This is a genomic window from Streptomyces sp. GS7, assembly GCF_009834125.1.
Taxonomy (GTDB): Bacteria; Actinomycetota; Actinomycetes; order Streptomycetales; family Streptomycetaceae; genus Streptomyces.
On record NZ_CP047146.1, the window covers coordinates 7,752,945 to 7,774,930 of the forward strand.

Sequence of the window (21,986 nt, forward strand, 5' to 3'; positions counted from 1 at the left end):
AGAGGGAGTCAACGGAATGCTGCGGCTGGGAAAACGCGAGTTCGGGGCGCATGAGCCGGTGATCATGGCCATCGTCAACAGGACCCCGGACTCCTTCTACGACCAGGGCGCGACCTTCCGCGACGAACCCGCGCTGGACCGCGTGGAACAGGCGATCACCGAGGGCGCCGCGATCATCGACATCGGCGGCGTCAAGGCCGGCCCCGGCGAGGAGGTGAGCGCCGAGGAGGAGGTCCGCCGTACGGTCGGTTTCGTCGCCGAGGTGCGCCGCCGCCACCCCGATGTGGTGATCAGCGTCGACACCTGGCGGCACGAGGTCGGCGAGGCGGTCTGCGAGGCCGGCGCGGATCTGCTCAACGACGCCTGGGGCGGCGTCGATCCGCGGCTCGCCGAGGTCGCCGCCCGGTACGGCGCCGGCCTGGTGTGCACCCACGCCGGCGGTGCCGAACCGCGGACCCGGCCGCACCGGGTGACGTACGACGACGTGATGGCCGACATCCTGCGGGTGACGCTCGGACTGGCCGAGCGGGCACGGGAGTTGGGCGTACGGCGGGACGGGATCATGATCGACCCGGGGCACGACTTCGGGAAGAACACCCGGCACAGCCTGGAGGCGACCCGGCGACTGGGCGAGATGGCGGACACCGGGTGGCCGGTGCTGGTCTCGCTGTCCAACAAGGACTTCGTCGGCGAGACCCTCGACAAGCCGGTCAAGGAGCGGGTGCTGGGCACCCTGGCGACCACCGCGGTGTCCGCCTGGCTCGGCGCCCAGGTCTACCGCGTCCACGAGGTCGCCGAGACCCGGCAGGTCCTCGACATGGTGGCCTCGATCGCCGGCCACCGGCCCCCGGCGGTCGCCCGCCGCGGACTGGCCTGAGGGGACCTCCTTCAGGGGCGTGGGAACAGATCCCGTAGGGGATGCCCGCGCCCCCTGCGGGCCACAACAGGGGCGGGCGGGGGCGGTATTCCCGTGGCCGGGATGTCCGTATCAGGAAGTCCGAGACATTCGTATCGGGAAGTCCGAGACATCCGTATCGGACGCCACGGACACACCCCCGCCCCCGACCCGCCGGACAGGTCCGTACTAGATGCCGAACTAGATGCCGACCTCCTTGGTCACCAGCGCGATCGCCTCGTCCACGTCGTCGCTGATGTGGAACAGCTCCAGGTCGCGCGCAGACGCCTTCCCCTGGGCGACGAGGGTCTCGCGCAACCAGGCGACCAGACCGCTCCAGTAGTCCGTGCCGAACAGCACGATCGGGAAGCGGGTGACCTTGCGGGTCTGGACGAGGGTCAGCGCCTCGAAGAGCTCGTCCAGGGTGCCGAGCCCGCCGGGGAGGACGACGAACCCGCGCGCGTACTTGACGAAGCAGGTCTTGCGGACGAAGAAGTAGCGGAAGTCGACCCCGAGGTTCACGTAGTCGTTCATCCCCTGCTCGAAGGGGAGCTCGATGCCGAGCCCGACGGAGGTCCCGCCGGCCTCACTGGCGCCCTTGTTGGCGGCCTCCATGGCGCCCGGACCGCCGCCGGTGATCACCGAGAAGCCGGCCTTCACCAGCGCCGCGCCGATACGCACCGCGGCGTCGTACTCCGTCGAACCGCGCGGCGTACGGGCCGAGCCGAAGACGCTCACGGCCGGGCCCAGCTCGGCCAGCGCGCCGAAGCCCTCCACGAACTCCGACTGGATGCGCATCACGCGCCAGGGGTCGGTGTGCACCCACTCGGAGGGGCCTTCGGAATCCAGCAGCCGCTGGTCCGTCGTGCCGGTCTGCACCTGGTCGTGACGGCGCAGTACAGGGCCCAGCCGCTGCTCCTCCGGGACGGGTGCTCCCTCGGGGTTGGCCATGACGTGCTCCCTCCGCTGGCGATCGTTTGCCACTTCAGCGTAGATCCGCCCGCGTGAAGCGCAGGGGAATTCCGCCGGTATGCGATCGGTCGGCCGCCGGTCCGCCAGGTCGGCGTCGGCCGGTCCGGCGCGGAGGGGCGCCGGCGGTCAGTCCCCCGACGGCCGGTCGGTCAGCCAGGCGCGCAGCCGCTCCTCGCAGTGCAGGATCCGGGCGACCTCGACCCGCTCGTCCTTCTTGTGCGCGAGAAGGGAGTAGCCGGGGCCGTAGTTGACGGCCGGGACGCCCAGCGCGCTGAAGCGGGAGACGTCGGTCCAGCCGAACTTGGGCATCGCGGTGCCGCCGACGGCCTCCATGAACGCCTTGGCGGCCGGGTGGGCCAGGCCGGGCAGCGCGCCCGGGGAGTGGTCGTCCACGACGAACTCGTCCACGGGGCAGTCGGCGAAGACCTCGCGGACGTGCGCCACCGCCTCCTCGGGGCTGCGGTCGGGCGCGTAGCGGAAGTTGACGGTGACGGTGCAGGCGTCCGGGATGACGTTGTTGGCCACCCCGCCCTCGATCCGTACCGCGTTGAGGCCCTCGCGGTATTCCAGGCCGTCGATGACCGGGCGGCGCGGCTCGTAGGCGGCGAGCTTGGCCAGGATGGGGGCGGCGGCGTGGATCGCGTTGGCGCCCATCCAGCTGCGCGCGGAGTGCGCGCGCTCCCCGCTGGTGCGCAGCAGCACCCGCAGGGTGCCCTGGCAGCCGCCCTCCACCTGCCCGTCGGAGGGCTCCAGCAGGACGGCGAAGTCGCCGGCGAGCCAGTCGGGGTGGGCGTCGGCGACCTTGCCGAGGCCGTTGAGGTGCGCGGCGACCTCCTCGTTGTCGTAGAACACGAAGGTCAGGTCGCGGTTGGGGGCGGGGACGGTGGCGGCCATCCGCAGCTGGACGGCGACCCCGGACTTCATGTCGCAGGTGCCGCAGCCCCACAGGACGCCGTCCTCGTCGAGCCGGGAGGGCACGTTGTCCGCGATCGGCACGGTGTCCAGGTGCCCGGCGAGCACCACCCGCTCGGGGCGGCCCAGGTTCGTCCGGGCCACGATGTTGTTGCCGTGGCGGTCGACGGTCAGGTGCGGCAGTGCGCGCAGGGCCTGCTCGACGGCGTCGGCGAGGTCCTTCTCGTTGCCGCTCTCGGACGGGAAGTCGACCAGCTGCGCGGTGAGCGCGGCCGAATCGAGCGACAGGTCGAGGCCGGGGTGTGTGGAGCGCTCCATGGATCCGACCCTATCGGCAGCCCTCCGGTACGTTGGGCCTCGTGTCCGTCCAGCCCGTATCCCGCCCCCGCCGCAAGCGCCTGTGGCGTACGTTCGCGGCCTTCGCCGTCCTCCTCGGGGTGGCCGGCTATCTCCTGGTGCAGTACGTCACCAGCGGCCCCGGGGCACCGCGCTGCACGGTACGCGTCCAGGGAGACGGCGACCCGTACGAGCTGACCCCGGAGCAGGCCGCGAACGCCGCGACGATCTCCGCGGTGGCGTCTTCGCGGGGGCTCCCGGAGCGGGCGGTGACCATCGCGCTGGCCACCGCGATGCAGGAGTCGGGGTTGCGCAACATCAATTTCGGTGACCGGGATTCGGTCGGCCTTTTCCAGCAGCGGCCGTCCCAGGACTGGGGCACCGTGAAACAGATCATGGACCCGGTCTATTCGGCCGGGGAGTTCTACCGGCATCTGGCGAAAGTGCCCGGCTATTCCCGGCTGCCGCTGACCGTCGCCGCGCAGAAGGTGCAGCGCAGCGGCTATCCGCAGGCGTACGCCAAGCACGAGGCGAATGCCTCGCTGCTGACCGGCGCGCTGACCGGCCGCAACGGCGACGCGATGAGCTGCACCGCCAGCCACCCGGTGGACAGCGCCGGGCCGGACGGCGTATCGAAGGTGCGGGAGAAGCTGGTACGGGAATTCGGTTCCGACGTGCTGCCGCCCGCGAACGGCGGCACGGGGCGCGACGCGGCCGGCGGGCGGGGGCTGACGGTACCGGTGGAGCGGTACCAGTACGGCACGGCGAACGCGGACAACGCCCGGCAGCGCGGCTGGCAGTTGGCGACCTGGGCGCTGGCCCACTCGGCCGAGCTGCACATCGAACAGATCTCTTACGCGGACCGCACGTGGACGGCGGCCGATTCCGGGAAGGGCTGGCAGCACAGGGGGTCCGGCCCCGAAACAACCGCGGGCGACGTTCGTATCATCACCGCGCAGTAGGTTACCGAGTCCCCCGGAAGGGGCGCGCGGCGTCAATTTCCCTTTCCCGTCCGGGATTTCACCTGGTTGCCGCCGTATCCTCCGCCAATTGCCTTGCGTTTAAGGGGCTGTGACCTTTCCGCGCGGCTTCGGGACGTACGCAAATCGCTCAGCTTTACCCAGAGCAGATTATGCGACACGTTGCCAGTTCTTTACCGGAGTTCACCGCAACCTGCGGGCACTTGACGCGGTAGTCAGTGCGTCCGCCCGGCGGACATGGCACATCTGTCAGAAGTACGAAGTCCTTCTCCGTAAAAGGAGCACCATGTCCCTCCCCGTTACGCGTCGGATCGCCCGAGCCGCCCTGCTGATCGCAGCGGGCGCCGCTCCCGTGGTCGCTGCGGCCGGTTCCGCGAGCGCCGTGAGCCTGCCCCCTCAAGGCAACGAGATGGGCGGGCTGAGCACGCTGGACTCGGCGAGCACCGGCAAGGCCCTGGACTCGCAGGCGCAGAAGGGCGTCGGGGTGGTCAACGCGACCGGCAACGAGGCCGAGCGCACCCTCGCGCCGGCGCTGGTGAGGACCCTGGCCCCGGCCGTCGTGGAGACCACCCCGGTGGCCCAGGACGCCGCCCACAGGGCGGAGGGCATGGCCCGTCCGATCGCGCAGAAGGGCGCCGCGACCGAGCAGGCGCTGCCGGAGGAGGCCGGGGGCCTGCTCGGCCGCCTGGTGGTGCCGGCGGCCCAGACCCTGATCGGCGGGGTGCCGGTCGACAACAACTGACCCACCGGCGCCGACCGTCGCGCGGGGGCCCGGGGATCGTGCTCTCCCCGGGCCCCCGCGCGCGGTGTGCGTCCGGTCCGCGGTCAGTCCGCGAGGCGGCGTACCGCGGCCTCGACCCGCTCGTCGGTGGCGGTGAACGCGATCCGTACGAACCGCTCCCCCGCCGCGCCGTAGAAGTCGCCGGGGGCGACCAGGATGCCGCGCTTGGCGAGGTCGCCGACGGTGTCCCAGCACGGTTCGTCGCGGGTCGCCCAGAGGTAGAGCGACGCCTCGCTGTGCTCGATGCGGAAGCCCGCGGCCTCGAAGGCGGTGCGCAGCGCGGTCCGGCGGCGGGCGTAGCGCGCGCGCTGCTCGGCGACGTGGGCGGTGTCGCCGAGCGCGGCGACGGTGGCGGCCTGGATCGGCGCGGCGACCATCATTCCGCCGTGCTTGCGGATCTGGAGCAGATCGCCGAGGACTGCCGCGTCGCCCACCAGGAACGCGGAGCGGTAGCCGGCGAGGTTGGAGCGCTTGGACAGGGAGTGCACGGCGACGATGCCGTCGTACGAGCCGCCGCAGACGTCCGGGTGCAGGACGGAGACCGGGTCGGCCTCCCAGCCCAGTTCGACGTAGCACTCGTCGCTGAAGAGCAGTACGCCGTGCTCGCGCGCCCAGGCCACCGTGCGCCGCAGTTCCTCGGCGGTCAGCACCCGGCCGGTGGGGTTGGAGGGCGAGTTGAGCCAGAGCAGCTTGAGGCCGGCCGGGTCCAGCTCCGTCGGCTCGTCGTAGACGACCGGCTCGGCGCCGGCCAGGCGGGCGCCGACCTCGTACGTCGGGTAGGCCAGCCGCGGGTAGGCCACCTTGTCGCCCGGACCCAGGCCCAGCTGGGTCGGCAGCCAGGCGACCAGTTCCTTGGAGCCGACCACCGGCAGCACGTTGGTGTGCGCCAGGCCGCGGGCGCCGAGGCGGTCGGCGGCCCAGCCGGTGAGCGCGTCGCGGAGCGCGGCCGTCCCCCACACCGTCGGATAGCCGGGGCTGTCGGCCGCGTCGGTCAGCGCCTGCCGGACCAGCGCGGGCACCGGGTCGACCGGGGTGCCGACGGACAGGTCCACGATGCCGTCGGCGTGCGCGGCGGCGGTGGCCTTGTAGGGCTCCAGGCGGTCCCAGGGGAAGACCGGAAGGCGGTCGCTGAGCGGTTCCCCTGACGGATGGCGGGATGAGACTGCGCCCACGGTGCTCTCTTTCTCGTACGGGGTGACGCGGCGGACGTCGGCGCGCGAAAACGCCTCGGTCCCGTACGGCGGGCAGGCCGTACGGGACCGCGCGGCGCCGTGCGACCTTCCCCGCCGGCGCTGGGGGCAGCCCCAGCGGCCTCGGGGGCAAGAGGGAGCGGGCAGGCTCCCCCTCGGCCCCCGGGTGTTACTGGTTCTGCGGCGGCAGCGCAGCGATGAAGGGGTGGTCGCGCTCGATCAGGCCGAGCTTGCTGGCACCACCGGGCGAGCCGAGCTCGTCGAAGAACTCGACGTTCGCCTTGTAGTAGTCCTTCCACTCTTCCGGAGTGTCGTCCTCGTAGAAGATCGCCTCCACCGGGCAGACCGGCTCACACGCACCACAGTCGACACATTCGTCCGGGTGGATGTACAGAGACCGGGAGCCCTCGTAGATGCAGTCGACGGGGCACTCCTCGATGCATGCCTTGTCCTTGACGTCGACACAAGGCTGCGCGATGACGTAGGTCACGCTGTCGTTCCTCCTCGGTAGGGCCGGCGGACCGGATTGTCAGGACCGCCGTTGGGCGCGCGGGAGCGCGGCGTCGTCGATGCCCGCCACCTAGTATCTCCGTTCCCGGGCAGGAGACGAACAAGAGGGGCGGTTGGAGAGCGATGGAATTCCTCGCCGGTGGTCGCGCGGAGGTCCGGATCACCCGGGCTGATGTGGGAAAGAGGGTATCCGTGCGGCGCCTGACCGGGGCCCGCGCGGGGGAGCCGGCGTTCACGGACGCGGTCGGCGTTCTCACATCCTGGGACGAGGGTGTGCTGAGCATCACACGGCGCGACGGCGAATGCGTACGGATCGAGGAGTCCTCGCTGGTAGCGGCCAAGGTCGTGCCCGCGGCACCGGCCCGCAGAAAGGTCCCGGCTGCCCGGGTACGGGAGCTCCAGGAGGTCGCCGCCCGGGGTTGGCCGGCCGTCGAGACAGAACATCTCGGTGAGTGGACACTGCGGGCTTCAGTGCAGGAGGTGCCTTCAGTGCAGGAGGTGCCTTCAGTGCAGGAGGTGCCGTGCGAAGCACGTCCTGGAGGGGTGGTGGCCGGGCGACGGGTGGGCTTCACCCGCCGGGCCAACTCCGTACTGGCGCTCGGCAGCCCCGGTGTCCCCCTGGACGAGGCGCTGGCCCGGACCGCCCGGTGGTACGGCGCGCGCGGGCTGCCCCCGGTCATCGCCGTCGCCACCGGCCGGCCCGACGCCGGCGACCCGCTGGCCGCGGAGCTGGCCGCACGCGGCTGGCGGGACGAGGCGCACACCTCCGTACGGATCTCGGCGCTGGCACCGCTCGCGGACACCGGGGCGGACACCTCGCGGGTGGTCCTCTCCCGGGAGCCGGACGCCGGGTGGCTCGGGCTCTACAACCGGACCGGGGAGCCCTCGGCGGTGGCGCTGCGGGTGCTCACCGGCGGGCCGTCGGTGTGGTTCGCGAGCGTGCCCGCCGCGGACGGCGGCACGGCGGCGATCGGGCGGCTGGTGGTCGACGGCCGTTGGGCGGGCTTCGCCGCCGTGGAGGTGGCGCCCGCGCAGCGGCGCGGGGGGCTGGCCACACTGGTGATGGCGGCGCTCGCCGAACGCGCCCTCCAGGAGGGTGCGTCGGCGGCGTACCTCCAGGTCGAGGCGGACAACGCGGACGCCCTCGCGCTGTACGACGGGCTCGGGTTCACCGAGCACCACCGCTACCACTACCGGCGCGGCCCGGCGGCCGACGCCGGCTGAGGAGGTGTCCGTCCCGTATGGGTGAGCAAGCGGAGCGGGGCCGGGAGCCGGAGCCCGGGCGGGAGGCGGCGCGCGAGGAGCGGCGGCGGCAGTTCGCGGCGGCGGCGCGCGAGGAGCGGCCCGACCTCGCGCTGCTGTGCCTGCTGATCGCCGCCGAGGCAGATCCGTCGCTGGACCAGGCGGGCATCGACGCCGCGCAGATCGAGCTGGACCGGCTGGCCGGCCTGCTCCCCTACCAACCGGCCGGCGGCCCCGGAGCCTGGGCCCGCAACGTCGGCGAGCTGCTCGGCACCCGGCACGGCTTCGGCGGCTCGGCCGGCGACTACCGGCGGCTGGAGTCGTCGCTGCTCCACGAGGTGCTGCGGCGGCGCCGAGGGCTGCCGATCCTGCTGTCCGTGGTGTGGACGGAGGTCGCGCGGCGGGCCGGGGCACCGGTGTACGGGGTGGCGCTGCCCGGCCACTTCGTCGTCGGCTTCGGGGACCCGGGCGGCCGGCACGTCCTCGCCGACCCGTTCGAGGGCGGGCGGCCGCTCGCCGACCAGGACGCGGCCATGATCGTCGCGGGGGCGACCGGCGAGGCGCTGTCGCCGGCGATGCTCAGCCCGGCCGGCCCGCTGGAGATCGTCCAGCGCATCCTCAACAACATCCAGGCCTGGGCCCAGGCCCGGCCGGAGCACAGCGCGGTCCAGCTGTGGGCGCTGGACCTGTCCCTGCTGCTGCCCGCCCATCCGGCGCGGCTGCGCCACGAGCGTGCGCAACTCCTCGTCCAGCGGGGCGAGTTCCTGGCCGGTGCGGCCGAGCTGGAGGAGTACGCGCGGGTGGTGGAGCCGGTGCAGCCGGCCGCCGCGACGGCGCTGCGGCGGGAGGCGGCGGCGGCCCGGGCCCGGCTCAACTGAGGGGCGCCGGCGCCGCGCGGCGCCGTACGGCCGCGGCCGGGCGGTCAGGCCGCCGCGGACCGGGGCACCGCCTGCCGCGCCTCCTGCGCCGAGGTCCGGCGGACGACCAGCACCGTCGCGTCGTCCTTCAGGTCGCCGCCGGTGAACTCCTCCAGGTCCGTGCGGAGCGTACGGGCCAGATCGGCGGGCGCCAGGTGGGTCCAGCGGGCGAGGCGGTCGGCCAGCGGGTAGAAGTCGCCGCCGGTGCCGCGGGCCTCGGTGACGCCGTCCGTGCACAGCACCGCCCAGTCGCCGGGCTCCCGGTGGACGCGGACGCTTCGCCGGGGCTCGCCGCCGAGCGTGCCCAGGCCCAGGGGCAGCCCGCCCTCGCCGTCGCGGCGCTCGTGGACCCGGCCGCCGCGCACCAGGTAGTACGGGATGTGGCCGCACGACAGCACCCGGGCCCGGTCCGTGCCGCGCACCTCCACCAGCAGGGCGGTGACGAAGCGCTCGTCGGTGCCCTCCTCGGCGGAGCGGGCGTTGTAGCGGGTCAGCGCCTGCTCCATGCGGTCGGCGACCCCCTCCAGCGACTCCTGGTACTGCGCCGCCTCGCGGAACGACGCCAGCACCTCCAGGCCCGCGCCGATCGCCGGCATGCCCTTGCCCTGGACGTCGCCGATCATCAGCCGCATCCCGTGCGGGGTGTCGACGGCCTCGTAGATGTCGCCGCCGACCCGGGCGCCCTCCTGGGCGGAAACGTAGAAGCCGTACGCCTCCAGGGAGCCGGCGCGCAGCGGCAGCTCGCGCAGCATCGCCCGCTGCACGGTGTCGGCGACGAGGCTGGTGCGGGCGTGCAGCGCCTCGCGCTCCAGGCGGGTACGGCACAGCACCAGGGCGAAGACGCCCACCAGGAAGGCCCCGAAGACGCCGACGACCCGGCTGGCCGGGGCCCAGTCCGGCACCGTCAGCAGATCGACGTAGGTGAGGCAGACGACGTAGACGACCGCCACCAGCAGCGTTCGGTGGTACGAGCAGCGCAGTGCGGCGACCAGCGGGGCGATCCCCATGAAGGCCGAGATGTGCAGCTCCGGGCCGGTCGTCGCATCCACCGTCGCGACGACGAGGATGGCGAGGATCAGCAGCACCGGAGTGAGCGGGCCGTCCTCCGGCGGGCGGTGGGCAGGCATGACACTTCAAGCCTGCGGGACGTCCCGCGGCCGCGCACAGGGGCGAAGGTCCGGCGCGCGGCACGGCCAAGGTCCTGGGAGCGGACGGGGCCGGGGGCGGGGGCGGCGGATCAGGGCCCGTGCAACGGGCCAGGGGTCAGAGCCAGCCCTTGTCGCGGGCGGTGCGGACCGCCTCGGCGCGGTTGCGGGCGCCGGTCTTCTGGATGGCGAGGGAGAGGTAGTTGCGGACGGTGCCCTGGGACAGGTGCAGCGCCGCGGCGATCTCGGCGTTGGTGGCGCCGCCGGCCGCCGCCTGGAGCACCTCGCGCTCGCGCTCGGTCAGCGGGCTGGCGCCGTCGGCGAGCGCCGCGGCGGCCAGAGCCGGGTCGATGACCCGCTCACCGGCCAGCACCCGGCGCACCGCGTCCGCGAGCCGGGCCGCCGGGGCGTCCTTGACCAGGAACGCCTGCGCCCCGGCCTCCATCGCCCGGCGCAGATAGCCGGGGCGTCCGAAGGTGGTGAGGATGACGACCTTCACCCCGGGCAGCTCGTCGCGCAGCACGGCCGCGGCGTCCAGTCCGCTCATGCCCGGCATCTCGATGTCCAGCAGTGCGACGTCGACCTCGTGCGCCCGCGCCGCCGCGAGCACGTCGTCGCCGCGCGCGGCCTGGGCCACGACCTCCAGGTCGTCCTCCAGCGAGAGCAGCGCCGCCAGCGCCTCGCGGACCATCGACTGGTCCTCCGCCAGCAGCAGTCTGATCATGCGGGCCAGCTTAGAGCCTGGGTGCGGGCCCGGACGCCGCCCGTCACGCATCGGGCAGCGGCCGAAGAGCGGGGCCGCTACACCGGGCCGGGCGCCGGCTCCGGTGAGGTGTCCGGCATCGGTACGGCGGCGCCGGTTGCGGCGGCCGGGGTGCTCATGGGGACATAGGCGCGCAGGGCGAAGCCGTGGCCGCGGGGGGCCGGGCCGGTTTCCAGACGGCCGTCGGTCAGGGCGAGGCGTTCGCGGAGGCCGGTGAGGCCGTTGCCGTCGTGCCGGCCGCGCGGCGGGCCGCCGCCGTCGTCGACGACGGCCAGGCAGAGGTAGTGGCGGTCGTCGGACTCCCACTCCTCGGTGAGCTGCATCTCGCAGCGGTGGGCGCCGCTGTGGCGGACCACGTTGGTGGTGGCCTCGCGCAGCGCCCAGGCCAGCGCGCCTTCCGTGTCGGCGGTCAGCGCCGGGTGCTCGCTCTCCAGGGCGGGGGCGACGGTGAGTTCCACGCCGGCGGTACGGAGCGCGGAGCGGGCACCGGCCAGTTCGACGGCCAGGCGGGGGCGCCGGTAGCCGGTGACCGCCTCGCGGACGTCGACCAGCGCCTGGCGGCTGACCCGCTCGATGTCGGCGACCTGCTGCGCGGCGTCCTCGGGGCTGCCGGGCAGCATCCGTCCGGCCAGTTCGCTCTTGAGGGTGATCAGGGAGAGGGAGTGCCCCAGGAGGTCGTGCAGATCGCGGGCCAGTCGCAGCCGCTCGTCGTTGGCGGCGAGCCGGGCGACCTCCTCTCTGGCCGCGCGCAGTTCCTGGGTCGTACGGATCAGGTACTGCACGCCGATCATCATGAAGCCGCTGCCCAGGGCGGGCAGGGCATAGGCGAAGACGTAGTAGTCGCGGACCTCCGGATAGCGCGCGCCGACGGCGAGCAGCACCGCGGTGATCAGCGGGATGGTCCAGCGGGACTGCTGCGCGGGCAGGACTACGGCGGAGCCGACGCTGACGAAGATGAACAGCACCAGCCACTCGAAGCCGAGGGTCCAGGTGAGGGCGACGGACAGCGCCAGCATGAGGGCCAGGACGCCGTACCTCATGTGGCGGGTGGTCTCCCGCCACATGTGACGGAAGACCAGGTAGAAGTAGGCGAGGACGAAGAGCGCCAGGCCGCCCGCTCCCCACAGGCGCGCGGCGGTGGAGGTCCCGGGGTTGAGCAGCGAGCCGGCCGGGCCGGCGAGGTAGAACAGCCACAGGCCGATCCACATCGTCTTGGTGACCGCCTGGCGGCGGGTGCGCGGCGGCTGGCCGATCATCACCGGGTTCCGGTCGTCGGATGCGCTCTTCGTCTCCACCGGTCTCATGCCTTCCGGGTGTCCTTGCGATACAGCCAGGCCGCGCCGCCCGCGAAGAGGACGAGGTAGCCGAGCAGGATGCCCATGTCCTTGACGTGCGGGGCGCCGCCGCCCTCGACGGCGGTGCCGAGCGCCGCGTACGCGTGCGTCGGGAGCCACTCGGCGATGTTCTGCACCCACTGCGGGAGGATCGTCAGCGGCATCCACAGGCCGCCGAGGAAGGCCAGCGCGAAGAAGCACAGCATCGCGATCGGGCGGACCGCGTCACCGGTGGCCAGGTAGCCGATGGCGACGCCCAGGGCGGCGAAGACGAAGCTGCCGAGCCAGGTGCCGGCGGCGATGGCGAGCCACTGCCAGGCTTCGAGGCGGACGCCCTTGACGGCCGCGGCGACGATCATGACCAGCAGGATCGAGGGCAGGCTGACGGTCGCTGCGGCGCCTATCTTGGCGGCGACGTAGCCCCGGCCGGGCAGTGCGGTCAGCCGCAGCTGGCGCACCCAGCCCTGCTCGCGCTCCTTGGCGATGCGCTCGCTGTTGCCCAGCAGGACGGCGGTCATGGCACCGAATGCTGCCATGGAGACCATGTAGTACAGGCCCATGTCGAGCTTCATCCCGGGGATCGGCTTGCTGTCCGCGCCGCCCGCGATGATCAGGTACAGCGCAGGCGGATAGATCACCGAGAAGAACATGAACTTCTTGTTCCGCAGCGCGCGGACGATCTCCAGCTTGATCAGGGTGGTCATCGTGCCGTCTCCTCGGCGGTGGCGGGGGTCGCGTCGGACGCCGTGGTGATGGCGATGAATGCCTGCTCCAGGCCGAGGCCGGAGACTTCGAGGTTGCGCGGGTAGAGGCCGAGGCCGTAGAGCGCGTGCACGGTCGCGTCGGCGTCCTGGGACTGGATGCGGACCGTGCGCCCCGAGACCTCTAGGGCGGTGAGGAACGGCAGGGCCTCCAGCGCGCCGCGGTCGATCGGCTCGTCCAGGTCGAAGGTGACCCGGCGGGCGCCGGCGCGGGCCTTGATCTCGGCGGAGGTGCCGTCGGCCAGCACCCGGCCGCGGTGCAGCACGATGACCCGGTCGGCGATCTCGTCGGCCTCTTCGAGGTAGTGCGTCGCGAAGAGGACCGTACGGCCCTCCTGGGCCTGGCGGCGCATGGCGCCCCAGAAGGTCTGGCGGGCCGAGACGTCCATCCCGGTCGTGGGCTCGTCCAGCACGATCAGGTCGTTGGCGCCGGCGGTGGCGAGGGCGAACCGCACCCGCTGCTCCTGGCCGCCGGAGAGCTTGCCGACCATCCGGTCGGCGATCTCCGTGATACCGGCGGTGGCCAGGATCTGGTCCACGGGATAGCCGCGCGGGTGCAGGTCGCGGGCGAGCCCGACCAACTCCTTGACCTTGACGCCTTCCATCAGGCCGCCGCTCTGGAGCATGGCGCCGACCTTGCCCTGCTCTATGGCGCGCTGCGGGGTGGTCCCGAAGAGGCTCACCGTCCCGGTGTCGGCGGAGCGCAGGCCGAGGAGCAGGTCCAGGGTGGAGGACTTGCCGGCGCCGTTGGGCCCGAGGAGGGCGACGGTCTCGCCGGGGTGCAGCTCCAGGTGCAGATCGGCCACCGCGCGCACCGCGCCATAGCTCTTGCTGACCCCCTGGAAGCTGACCACCGGTGTCCGTGCCGCGCGCCGCTCGGCGCGGGCCGCGGTCGTAGTTGTCGTCTTCATGCCCTCAAGCTTCGCGGATCCGCCGACCGCCCGGCAGTGTCGGCTGTACCCGGGGCGGCATGACATATGTCATGGGGGAGGCCCCCTAGGGGAATCCCTGAGGACTCGCCCGCGGGGGCCTGTGACCTGCGGTTCCGTGCCATACGGCGATCGGCCGACGGCGGCTGACGGTGCGTCGGCCGCCGTGCGTCACACCCGCCGGGTGACACCGGTCATGGCGTCAGGAGCCGTTCGTCGCGATGGTCTGCACCCGCTCGGCCGGGGTCTTGCCGACCAGCGCCTTGCCCACCGCGGCCGCCACCTCCTCGACGCTGACCGGGTGCTTGGTGCCGTCGCCCTTGGCCACCAGGACGCCGTCGAAGGTGTTGCCGTAGAGCTCCTTGAGGGCCGGCCGGTCGTAGTAGGGCACCAGCTGACCGTTGACGATCTTGAAGGAGAGGAACTTCGGGATGGACTTCTGCGGGCTGAAGGAGACCGCGTGCCCGTCCACCCGGATCGTGACCAGTCCGGACATCGCCGGCTCGGCGAACTCCTTCAACGCCTGGTCCACCGCGGCCTTGCCGACCTTGGGCTGCTGGGTGGTCGCGGCGAGCACCACGGGGGTGTCGGTGCCGGTCGCGGCCCGGTCGAGATAGGCATTGACGATCTTGTCCTGCGAGGTCGCGACGTCGATCGCCTTGTAGGGCGCGCCGTAGTGCGGCACCGCCTTGCCGTTCTCGAAGGTGATCCCGCCGTCCTTGGCGGCGTCCGCGGGCCCCGCCACGTTCGCCAGCGCGACCTGGAGCTTCTCCTTGTCGGTGATCATCGCCGGCTGCGCGGTGCGCTTGACGCCGAAGAGGGAGCCGATCACCGAGACCGGGTTGTAGTCGCGGCCGGCGGCGTTGCGGACGGTCGCCTGGAGGTCGATGTCCAGACCCGCCGTCGAGGGCAGCAGGGTCTGCGGCTTGCCGTCGACGGTGAGCTTGAGCGGCGCGGTCCGGCGGTCCTTGAGCCCCGACTCCAGTCGCTTGAGGGCGTCTTCCTTGCTGGTGCCGCCGATGTCGACGCCGAGCGCGGTGGTGTTGTTGGGCACGTCGGCGTGGTCCAGCAGCAGACCGGCACCGTAGGCGACGGCGGCCAGGACGACGACGCCGGCGCCCGCCAGCACCAGCTTGCTGCGGCCCTTCTTGGGGTTGATCGGCTCGGGGATCTTGGGCCGCGGCTTCGGGCCGGCGCTCTCGTCCTCGCCGGCCGCCGCACCCGCCGCGAACGGCGAGGGCGCCTTCGGGCCCTGCCCGCCGGGCACCTTCGGGACGCCGCTGACCAGGGTGTCGCCGGACACCCGGCCGCCGGCACCGCCGCCCTGCGGACCGCCCTTGGGGCCCTTGCCCTTCGGGCCGCCGGGCCGGCCGCCCGCGACACCACCGGTGACGCCGAGGCCGCTGCCGGGTCCGGCGAGCGGAGCCGGGGGCTGCGGGGTCAGTTCGGCGGTGTCGTCGGGCAGGGGGGCGGCGGCGCTCTTGCCGGCGCTGGGGTCGCTGAAGCCGGGCGGGAGGTTGAACGCCGAGTCGCCGCGCGCCGGGCCGGTCGTCGGGCCGTTGGGGCCCGCGGGACCGCCCGGCGGGGCGTCGAACGGGTTGCGGTCGCGCGCGGGCTTCGCCGGGGCGTCGAACGGCGAGCCGCCGTCGAACGGGGAGGCCCCGCCGCGCGGCCCGCCGTCGAACGGGGAGCCGCCGCCCAGCGGGTCGCTGCCCAGGGGGGTGCTCCCGAGGGGGTCACCGCGCAGCGGGTCACCGCCCAAGGGGTCGGTGCCGAGCGGGTTGCCGCCGAGCGGGTCGGCCTCGTACGACGGGCCGCCGCGCTCCCGGCCGCCGTCGAACGGCGAGCCGCCGCCCGCGGCGGCCGGCGCATCGGAGAAGTACGGAAGATCCGGCCGCTGCGCCGACTTGGCGCCGGATGCCGCGTGGGCGCCGGACGCGCCGCCCGGGGCTGCCGGGGTCTCCGGTGCCGGCGGTGCGGCGTGCGTGCCGGTGGTCGACGACTGCCCGCCGGGCCCGGCCTGCGGCTTGCGCGGCGCGAACCAGTCGCTGGTCTTGTCCGCGGGAGCGCCGCCGGGAGCCTTGTCCGCCGCGTCCGGGCGCGGGGTGTTCGCCGTACGCTCCGCGTTCCGCTCGCCGCCGAAGGCCGGGCGCGACCCGCCCGGGGGCCCGGACGGGCCGGCGGAACCGCCGGATGCGGCCGATGCGTTCATGCCGGACTCCTCACCGACGGGCTTGCGCACGACGACCGGCGGGATGGGGCGGGACCCCGGAATATTGATCTTGATCCGCGTCGTCAGCGTGGTCTCGGTCTTGGGCTCCTCCGGCTGGGCCGCGGCACCGGGCGCCAGCGCCTCGCCGGCTTCTCCCCTGGGCGAGCCGTACGGCGGTGTCCCCGAGGGGTACGCGGCTCCGCCACGACCCTGAGGGCCGGAGGACGAACTGTCAGATTCACGACTCAAAGCAGGTTCTCCCGGTTGGCTCCGCCGCTCGTCAGAGATGATCCCCGGCCTCGGGCCGGAGGGTGCCCCCAGGGCGTCGCGGCGGCGCGCACCACCATACTGTCCGCCGCCGGCCGGCACCCGAGGTGCGCGGTATCACCGCCGCGCCGGGCGACGCCCCCGAACCGGGGCCGGTCACCCGCAACCCCGCGGCTTCCGTCCTGGTATGGACCGCGTCATCCGCCAACTCGGCCCCGCGGTGCGGTCATCGCGCGCATCTGGGCACCGGTGGCGCAGATCACAGCGATCGCGATGCCGCCCAACAGGAAGATGTACGAACCGAGCCCGGGGCCGAAGAGGAAGTCACCCTCCGGACGGGTGTCGCTGAGCAACAGGAACACCGTCACGAGCCAGGCGGCGCCGGGCACCAGCACACCGGCCGTGGTGCCGGTCGCCCGCGCGCCCCCGTAGAAGAGGCCGCCGAGACCGGCCAGCGCCAGCGCCAACCCGCCCGGGAACCAGGCCGCTTGGAGAAGCGTTCCGGCGAGCGCCATCAGCACGCCCGTGACGAGCAGGAGTACGTATATGCCCACCCTGCCGGGCGTCAGCGGAGCGACCGGCGCGGCACCGGCGCCCGGCGCCACGGGCCCTCCGGGCCGGGGCCCGGCCGCACCGCCGGCCGCCCGGGACCGCTGCCCCTGGGGCGCACCCGCGCGCCCGTTGCCGGCGGCCGCCCGGGCGTCACCCCCCTTGGGGCCACCGTTGGCACTGTTTTTACCCTTGGCCCTGCCACCGGCCGTGCCGTTGGCCCTGCCACCGCCGGCGCCGCCCTTGCCCGCGGATCCGCCGCCCTTGGACGTAGTCATTCCGCCGCCTCCTCAATCCGGGCACTAGCCTCCATACCCGCCAAACCGTCCAATTCCTCCACTCCCGCGAAGAGATCGTCCTCACGTTCCCCGTCCGCGGCGCCGGACTCCCCGTGCACCAGGCGGTAGTACTCGGTGCCGAGGAGCGGCTGGCCGAGGTCGTTGGAGAGCGCGAAGAACGGCCCGTCGACCGCGATCTGGGTGCGGTGCGCGCGCATGGCCGCGGACTTCGCGTTCGCGTAGCCGACCGCGCCCGCGATCGCCGCCGTGACCTCGGTGTCCGGCACCACTCCCGGTACGTCGTCCACGGCGGCGACCCCCGGGAAGCTGTGGCCGGCCGCGCGCAGCCGCGCGAAGCCCGCCTCGACCACCGAGCGGGGGTTGCAGTTCCAGTAAATCTTCCCGATCGCGTATGCGCCGCCGAGGTCCGGCCGGAAGTCCGCCCGCGCGGCCAGCTCGGCGCCGCGCATCGCCACGCGGTGGGCCTGGATGTGGTCGGGGTGGCCGTATCCGCCGTTCGGGTCATAGGTGACCAGCACCTGGGGGCGGACCTCGCGGATGACGGCGACCAGGTGGGCGGCGGCCTCGTCCACGGGGGCCCGCCAGAAGGCGTCCGGCCGGTCGTTCTGGGGCGCGCCCATCATCCCGGAGTCGCGGTAGCGGCCCGCGCCGCCGAGGAAGCGGTGGTCGGCGACCCCGAGCACGGCCATCGCGTCGGCCAGCTCGCCGACGCGGTGCGGCCCCAGGGTGTCGTCGCGGTCCGGCGCGAGGTGGGCCAGCTCGGACGGGATGACCTCGCCCTCTTCCCCGCGGGTGCAGGTCACCAGCGTGACCTGCGCGCCTTCGGCCGCGTACTTGGCCATGGTCACGCCGTTGTTGATCGACTCGTCGTCCGGGTGCGCGTGCACCAGCAGGAGACGGCGGGCGGGGGCGGCGGGCGGCTGGGGGTACCCCCCAGCGGTGGCGGGGGAAGGCTGGGCGGTCATGCGGACAGCCTACGAGCCGGCCGGCCCGCCGGCCGAAGGTGATCCCGGTGGCCGCCGCCGCGCCCCGCAGGGCACCGGAGGCGGGGCGGCCGTACCCGGCCGGGGACGGGTCAGAACTTGATGCCCCCCAGCATCCCCGCGACATTGGTCGTCAGGGTCTTGATCGTCGGGGCGATGGACGAGCTGGCCAGATAGAAGCCCAGCAGCATGCAGACGAGCGCATGCACGGCCTTCAGCCCGGACTTCCTGATCAGCAAGAAGACGATGATCGCCAGCAGCACCACCGCCGAAATCGAGAGTGCCACGGCGGCTCACCTCCAAGTACACACGGTCCGGACAGAGTTGATGGCGCGCAAACCGACGGGTCGGTCCCACGCACCGGGTATGCCAAGGGCTCTTTACCCCGTACCCACTACGCGCAAGGGATCATAACTTTCCGTCCTTGCGCATAAGTCGGTGCACCGGAGCACGGCGGGGGCGCACGCCATCTTCGCAAGCCCGGCCCCAGTGAGCCGGTTCCCCCGTAGGCTCGGCCGTATGACCGGACAGCCGCCCTTCCCCCGGCACTACGCGCGCACCCAGCGCTTCACCCTGGGCGCGCCGCGCGACTTCGCCATCGCCCCCGACGGCACGCGCGTCACCTTCCTCCGCTCCCCCAGCGGCACCGACCGCAGCCAGCGGCTCTGGGTCCTCGACCTGGCGGACGGACGGGAGTTCACCGCCGCCGACCCGCACGCGATACTGGCCGGCGCCGACGAGCAGCTCCCGCCGGAGGAGCGGGCGCGGCGCGAGCGCAGCCGCGAGGGGTCGGCGGGCGTCGTCGGCTATGCCGTGGACGCCGCCGTGGAGTTGGCCGCCTTCGCGCTCTCGGGGCGGCTGTTCGTCTCGGAGCTGCGCGCCGGGACCACCCGTGAACTCCCCGCGGCGGGGCCGGTGGTGGATCCCCGGCCGGCGCCCGACGGCCGCCATGTCGCCTATGTCGCCGGCGGCGCGCTGCGGGTGGTCGCGGCGGACGGCGGAGGGGACGGCGGGGCCGGTGCGGACCGCGCGCTGGCGGAACCGGACGGGCCCGATGTCACCTGGGGGCTGGCCGAGTTCATCGCGGCCGAGGAGATGGACCGCCACCGGGGCTTCTGGTGGTCCCCGGACAGCGACCGGATCCTGGCCGCCCGGGTCGACGAGGCGCCGGTGACACGCTGGTGGATCTCCGACCCCGCGCACCCGGACCGGGAGCCGGCGCAGGTCGCGTATCCGGTGGCCGGCAGCCGCAACGCCCGCGTCACGCTGAGCCTGCTCGGGCTGGACGGGACGCGGACGGAGGTCGGCTGGGACACCGAGCGCTATCCGTATCTGGCGCGCGTCCACTGGTCGGCGGCCGGGCCGCCGCTGCTGCTCGTCCAGGCCCGGGACCAGCGCGACCAGCGCTATCTGACCGTGGACACCCGGACCGGTGCGACCACCACGGTGCACGAGGACGAGGACGAGACGTGGGTCGAGCCGTTCCCCGGGGCGCCGGCCTGGACGCCGGACGGGCGGCTGGTGCGGATCGCCGACGAGGGCGGGGTCCGGAAGCTGTTCGTCGGCGCCCGGCCGCTGACGGGGGCGCCGCTGCACGTCCGGGCGGTGCTGGACATCGGCGCCGACGACGTCCTGTTCTCCGCCAGCGGGCCGGACGTGCACGACATCGGCGTCTACCGCGCGTGGTTCCGCGGCAGCGGGGACCAGGGCGGCTGGGAGCGGGTCGGCGAGCGGCCGTATCCGACGGTGTCGTCGGCCGTGCGCGGCGGTGCGGTGACCGTGCTGTCCCAGGCGTCGCTGGAGCGGCCGGGGGCGCAGGTGGAGGTGGTGCGGCTGGATCCGGACGGCGGCGAGAAGGTGCTCGCCGCCATCGGGTCGTACGCCGAGCGGCCGGGGCTCACCGCCCGCCCGCGGCTGGTGCTCGCCGGCGAGCGGGAGATTCCGTGCGCGGTGCTGCTGCCGGAGGGCTACCGGGACGGCGACGGTCCGCTGCCGGTGCTGCTCGATCCGTACGGCGGTCCGCACGGCCAGCGGGTGGTCGCCGCGCACAACGCCCATCTGACCTCCCAGTGGTTCGCCGACCAGGGGTTCGCGGTGATCGTCGCGGACGGCCGGGGAACCCCGGGCCGCTCCCCCGCGTGGGAGAAGGCGGTGTCCCGGAGGATCGCGGAGATCGCGCTGGACGACCAGGTGCACGCGCTGCACGCGCTGGCCGGGTCCTTTCCGCTCGATCTGGACCGGGTGGCGATCCGCGGCTGGTCGTTCGGCGGCTACCTCGCGGGGCTCGCCGCGCTGCGCCGGCCCGATGTCTTCCACGCCGCCGTGGTGGGGGCGCCGGTGACCGATCTGCGCCTGTACGACACGCATTACCAGGAGCGCTACCTCGGCCACCCCGACGAGGAGCCGGCGGTCTACGCCGCCAACTCGCTGATCACGGACGACGGGCTGTCCGGGGCGGTGGAGCCGCACCGCCCGATGCTGATCGTGCACGGCCTGGCGGACGACAACGTCGTGGTGGCGCACTCGCTGCGGCTGTCCTCGGCGCTGCTCGCGGCCGGCCGCCCGCACGAGGTACTGCCGCTGTCGGGGGTGACGCACATGGCGTCCCAGGAGCAGGTGGCCGAAAACCTGCTGCTTCTCCAAGTGGACTTCCTCAAGCGGTCGTTGGGGATGGCCTGAGCGGCGCCGCGGGGTCACCAGCCCGGCGGGAGCGTCGAGGGCGGCGGCGGGGCGCGGCGGGGGCGCGCCGTGCCGTCGCCGCCGTACGCGACCGGGCCGGGCCGGTCCGCGGCGGCGTCCCGCACACCGGGCCGGGCCGCCGCGTACACCGCGGCGAGCCCCAGCAGGGCCACCACCGCCGCACCGCAGAGCTCGGCCCAGCGCGCCACCTCCCCGGCCCGTACGGCGAGGGCGAGCACCGCGGCCGAGCGGACCAGCAGCAGCGTCCCGGCCGCCAGCGCCGCGGGCCGGGCCCAGCGCGCCCGGCGCAGCATGGCGACCGCGGCCCCCAGGGCGAGCAGGGCGAGTGCCGCCGCCTGCCAGTGCGGCGGCGGCTCCAGCAGCGCCCGGCCGTCGAGGGCACCGCCGAGCAGCCCCTCGCGATAGGCGTCCCAGCCCAGTTGGCGCCACCGGTAGAGCTGCCCCGCGATGAGGGCGAGCGCGGCGGCGCCCAGCGAGACGGCGGCGACGCGGGCGGGCCCCGGGCGCGGGCGGCCCGCCGCACCGGTCTCCGCCCCGTAGGGCGGTGCCTCGTGGACCACTCCGTACGCGGCCGGCACCACCGCGGACAGCTCGCCCCGGACCGGCCGGCGGCCGGCCGCGACCACGGCGAACAGTGCGGCCGCCAGCACCAGTTGGGCGATCGCCACGCCCTCGGCCCAGTCCGCGAGCGCTCCGTCCACCCCCTGGGACGACCGCGCGCCCGGCGGCCGGAGCAGCGGGATCCAGAGCTGCGGGATCCGCAGCAGCACGGTGGCGGCGGCCAGCGCCAGCAGCGCCCCCGGGGCGGCAACCGCGCGGCGCCGTACGGCGATCGCCACGGCCGACCCGCCGAGGACCAGCAGCGGGTCGTACAGCGACGTCACCGGGATCGCGGCCGCGTGCGGGGCGGGCGGTGCGCCCAGCCAGCCCCACCACAGCTCCGCGGGGCGCCGGGCGACGGCGGCGTCCCGCGCGATCCAGACCGCGCCGAGCAGCGCGAGCACCAGGCAGACCAGACCACCGGCATCGCGCGCACCGCGGGTGAGGCGGCGTTCCCGCACTGTGGACACGGCCCGTACCTCCGTCCGCCTCAAGCCCCGCTCCGCCCACGGCGCCCTCACCTACGTGAAGGCACTGGCGCAGGTCTACTGCAGGCTCGGCGAACGGACAACAGGCACGGAGGAAGCGGTACTCGAAAGACACCCGGAGCAGCGACCGGCCAGGGGAGCCGTCGACGCCCCCGGCCGGCCTACGGCACCCGCACGGCCGTACGTCGTTCAGCATGACGCGTCCGTATATCGGTGTTGCG

The 21,986-nt window shown here is 73.8% G+C and carries 20 protein-coding genes; 6 read left to right on the plus strand and 14 right to left on the minus strand.

The genetic code is table 11. The annotated features are described in order from the left end of the window. Positions 1 to 16 precede the first annotated feature (16 nt). Entirely contained in the window at positions 17 to 877 is an 861-nt protein-coding gene (gene folP / locus GR130_RS33635; protein WP_159508195.1) for a dihydropteroate synthase, read from the plus strand. Between the two features lie 219 nt (positions 878 to 1,096). Here folP and GR130_RS33640 read toward each other — a convergent pair whose 3' ends face one another. Then, the gene (locus GR130_RS33640; protein ID WP_159508196.1) at positions 1,097 to 1,846 is read right to left on the minus strand and encodes a TIGR00730 family Rossman fold protein; all 750 of its coding nucleotides are present in this window, start codon (positions 1,844 to 1,846) and stop codon (positions 1,097 to 1,099) included. A gap of 147 nt (positions 1,847 to 1,993) precedes the next feature. Further along, positions 1,994 to 3,097 (minus strand): succinyl-diaminopimelate desuccinylase, encoded by a 1,104-nt coding sequence (gene dapE, locus GR130_RS33645; protein WP_159508197.1) that lies wholly within the window; start codon positions 3,095 to 3,097, stop codon positions 1,994 to 1,996. Between the two features lie 41 nt (positions 3,098 to 3,138). On the opposite strand from dapE, the gene GR130_RS33650 reads away from it, so the two are divergent. Together GR130_RS33650 and GR130_RS33655 are read left to right on the plus strand one after the other, a co-directional pair. Continuing rightward, complete coding sequence (locus GR130_RS33650) at positions 3,139 to 4,077, plus strand: heavy metal transporter (RefSeq protein ID WP_159508198.1); 939 nt, start codon at positions 3,139 to 3,141, stop codon at positions 4,075 to 4,077. Between the two features lie 304 nt (positions 4,078 to 4,381). Then, on the plus strand, positions 4,382 to 4,837 hold the full coding sequence (locus GR130_RS33655; protein ID WP_159508199.1) for an ATP-binding protein: 456 nt from the start codon (positions 4,382 to 4,384) through the stop codon (positions 4,835 to 4,837). Positions 4,838 to 4,920: 83 nt separating this feature from the next. On the opposite strand, the gene dapC is transcribed toward GR130_RS33655, so the two are convergent. Further along, a complete protein-coding gene (dapC, locus tag GR130_RS33660) occupies positions 4,921 to 6,048 on the minus strand; it encodes a succinyldiaminopimelate transaminase (RefSeq protein WP_159508200.1) in 1,128 nt (375 codons plus the stop codon). Positions 6,049 to 6,235: 187 nt separating this feature from the next. After that, complete coding sequence (fdxA, locus tag GR130_RS33665; protein WP_018089397.1) at positions 6,236 to 6,556, minus strand: ferredoxin; 321 nt, start codon at positions 6,554 to 6,556, stop codon at positions 6,236 to 6,238. A gap of 143 nt (positions 6,557 to 6,699) precedes the next feature. Between fdxA and GR130_RS33670 the strand changes: the two genes are divergently transcribed. Continuing rightward, entirely contained in the window at positions 6,700 to 7,800 is a 1,101-nt protein-coding gene (locus tag GR130_RS33670) for a GNAT family N-acetyltransferase (protein WP_159508201.1), read from the plus strand. 17 nt (positions 7,801 to 7,817) lie between these two features. After that, positions 7,818 to 8,696 (plus strand): transglutaminase-like domain-containing protein, encoded by an 879-nt coding sequence (locus GR130_RS33675; RefSeq protein ID WP_159508202.1) that lies wholly within the window; start codon positions 7,818 to 7,820, stop codon positions 8,694 to 8,696. Between the two features lie 44 nt (positions 8,697 to 8,740). Here GR130_RS33675 and GR130_RS33680 read toward each other — a convergent pair whose 3' ends face one another. From GR130_RS33680 to GR130_RS33720, 9 genes are all read right to left on the minus strand, one after another. Continuing rightward, a complete protein-coding gene (locus tag GR130_RS33680; RefSeq protein ID WP_159508203.1) occupies positions 8,741 to 9,862 on the minus strand; it encodes a PP2C family protein-serine/threonine phosphatase in 1,122 nt (373 codons plus the stop codon). A 136-nt stretch (positions 9,863 to 9,998) separates the two neighbouring features. After that, a complete protein-coding gene (locus GR130_RS33685; protein WP_159508204.1) occupies positions 9,999 to 10,604 on the minus strand; it encodes a response regulator transcription factor in 606 nt (201 codons plus the stop codon). 77 nt (positions 10,605 to 10,681) lie between these two features. After that, positions 10,682 to 11,947, minus strand: coding sequence for an ATP-binding protein (locus tag GR130_RS33690; RefSeq protein WP_159508205.1), 1,266 nt, complete (start codon positions 11,945 to 11,947; stop codon positions 10,682 to 10,684). Continuing rightward, complete coding sequence (locus tag GR130_RS33695) at positions 11,944 to 12,681, minus strand: ABC transporter permease (RefSeq protein ID WP_159508206.1); 738 nt, start codon at positions 12,679 to 12,681, stop codon at positions 11,944 to 11,946. The genes GR130_RS33690 and GR130_RS33695 overlap by 4 nt, the downstream gene beginning before the upstream one ends. After that, positions 12,678 to 13,649 (minus strand): ABC transporter ATP-binding protein, encoded by a 972-nt coding sequence (locus GR130_RS33700; protein ID WP_201305071.1) that lies wholly within the window; start codon positions 13,647 to 13,649, stop codon positions 12,678 to 12,680. The genes GR130_RS33695 and GR130_RS33700 overlap by 4 nt, the downstream gene beginning before the upstream one ends. Positions 13,650 to 13,869: 220 nt before the next feature. Then, on the minus strand, positions 13,870 to 16,128 hold the full coding sequence (locus tag GR130_RS33705; RefSeq protein WP_159508207.1) for a hypothetical protein: 2,259 nt from the start codon (positions 16,126 to 16,128) through the stop codon (positions 13,870 to 13,872). Between the two features lie 215 nt (positions 16,129 to 16,343). After that, complete coding sequence (locus GR130_RS33710) at positions 16,344 to 16,973, minus strand: DUF6113 family protein (RefSeq protein WP_159508208.1); 630 nt, start codon at positions 16,971 to 16,973, stop codon at positions 16,344 to 16,346. After that, complete coding sequence (gene mshB / locus GR130_RS33715; RefSeq protein ID WP_159508209.1) at positions 16,970 to 17,959, minus strand: N-acetyl-1-D-myo-inositol-2-amino-2-deoxy-alpha-D-glucopyranoside deacetylase; 990 nt, start codon at positions 17,957 to 17,959, stop codon at positions 16,970 to 16,972. Before mshB ends, GR130_RS33710 begins: the two co-directional genes overlap by 4 nt. Positions 17,960 to 18,069: 110 nt before the next feature. Further along, positions 18,070 to 18,264, minus strand: a complete 195-nt coding sequence (locus GR130_RS33720) for a hypothetical protein (RefSeq protein WP_159508210.1) — start codon at positions 18,262 to 18,264, stop codon at positions 18,070 to 18,072. 232 nt (positions 18,265 to 18,496) lie between these two features. Between GR130_RS33720 and GR130_RS33725 the strand changes: the two genes are divergently transcribed. Further along, a complete protein-coding gene (locus GR130_RS33725; protein WP_159508211.1) occupies positions 18,497 to 20,656 on the plus strand; it encodes a S9 family peptidase in 2,160 nt (719 codons plus the stop codon). Positions 20,657 to 20,670: 14 nt separating this feature from the next. Here GR130_RS33725 and GR130_RS41455 read toward each other — a convergent pair whose 3' ends face one another. Next, positions 20,671 to 21,747, minus strand: coding sequence for a hypothetical protein (locus GR130_RS41455; RefSeq protein WP_268977945.1), 1,077 nt, complete (start codon positions 21,745 to 21,747; stop codon positions 20,671 to 20,673). Positions 21,748 to 21,986 lie beyond the last annotated feature (239 nt).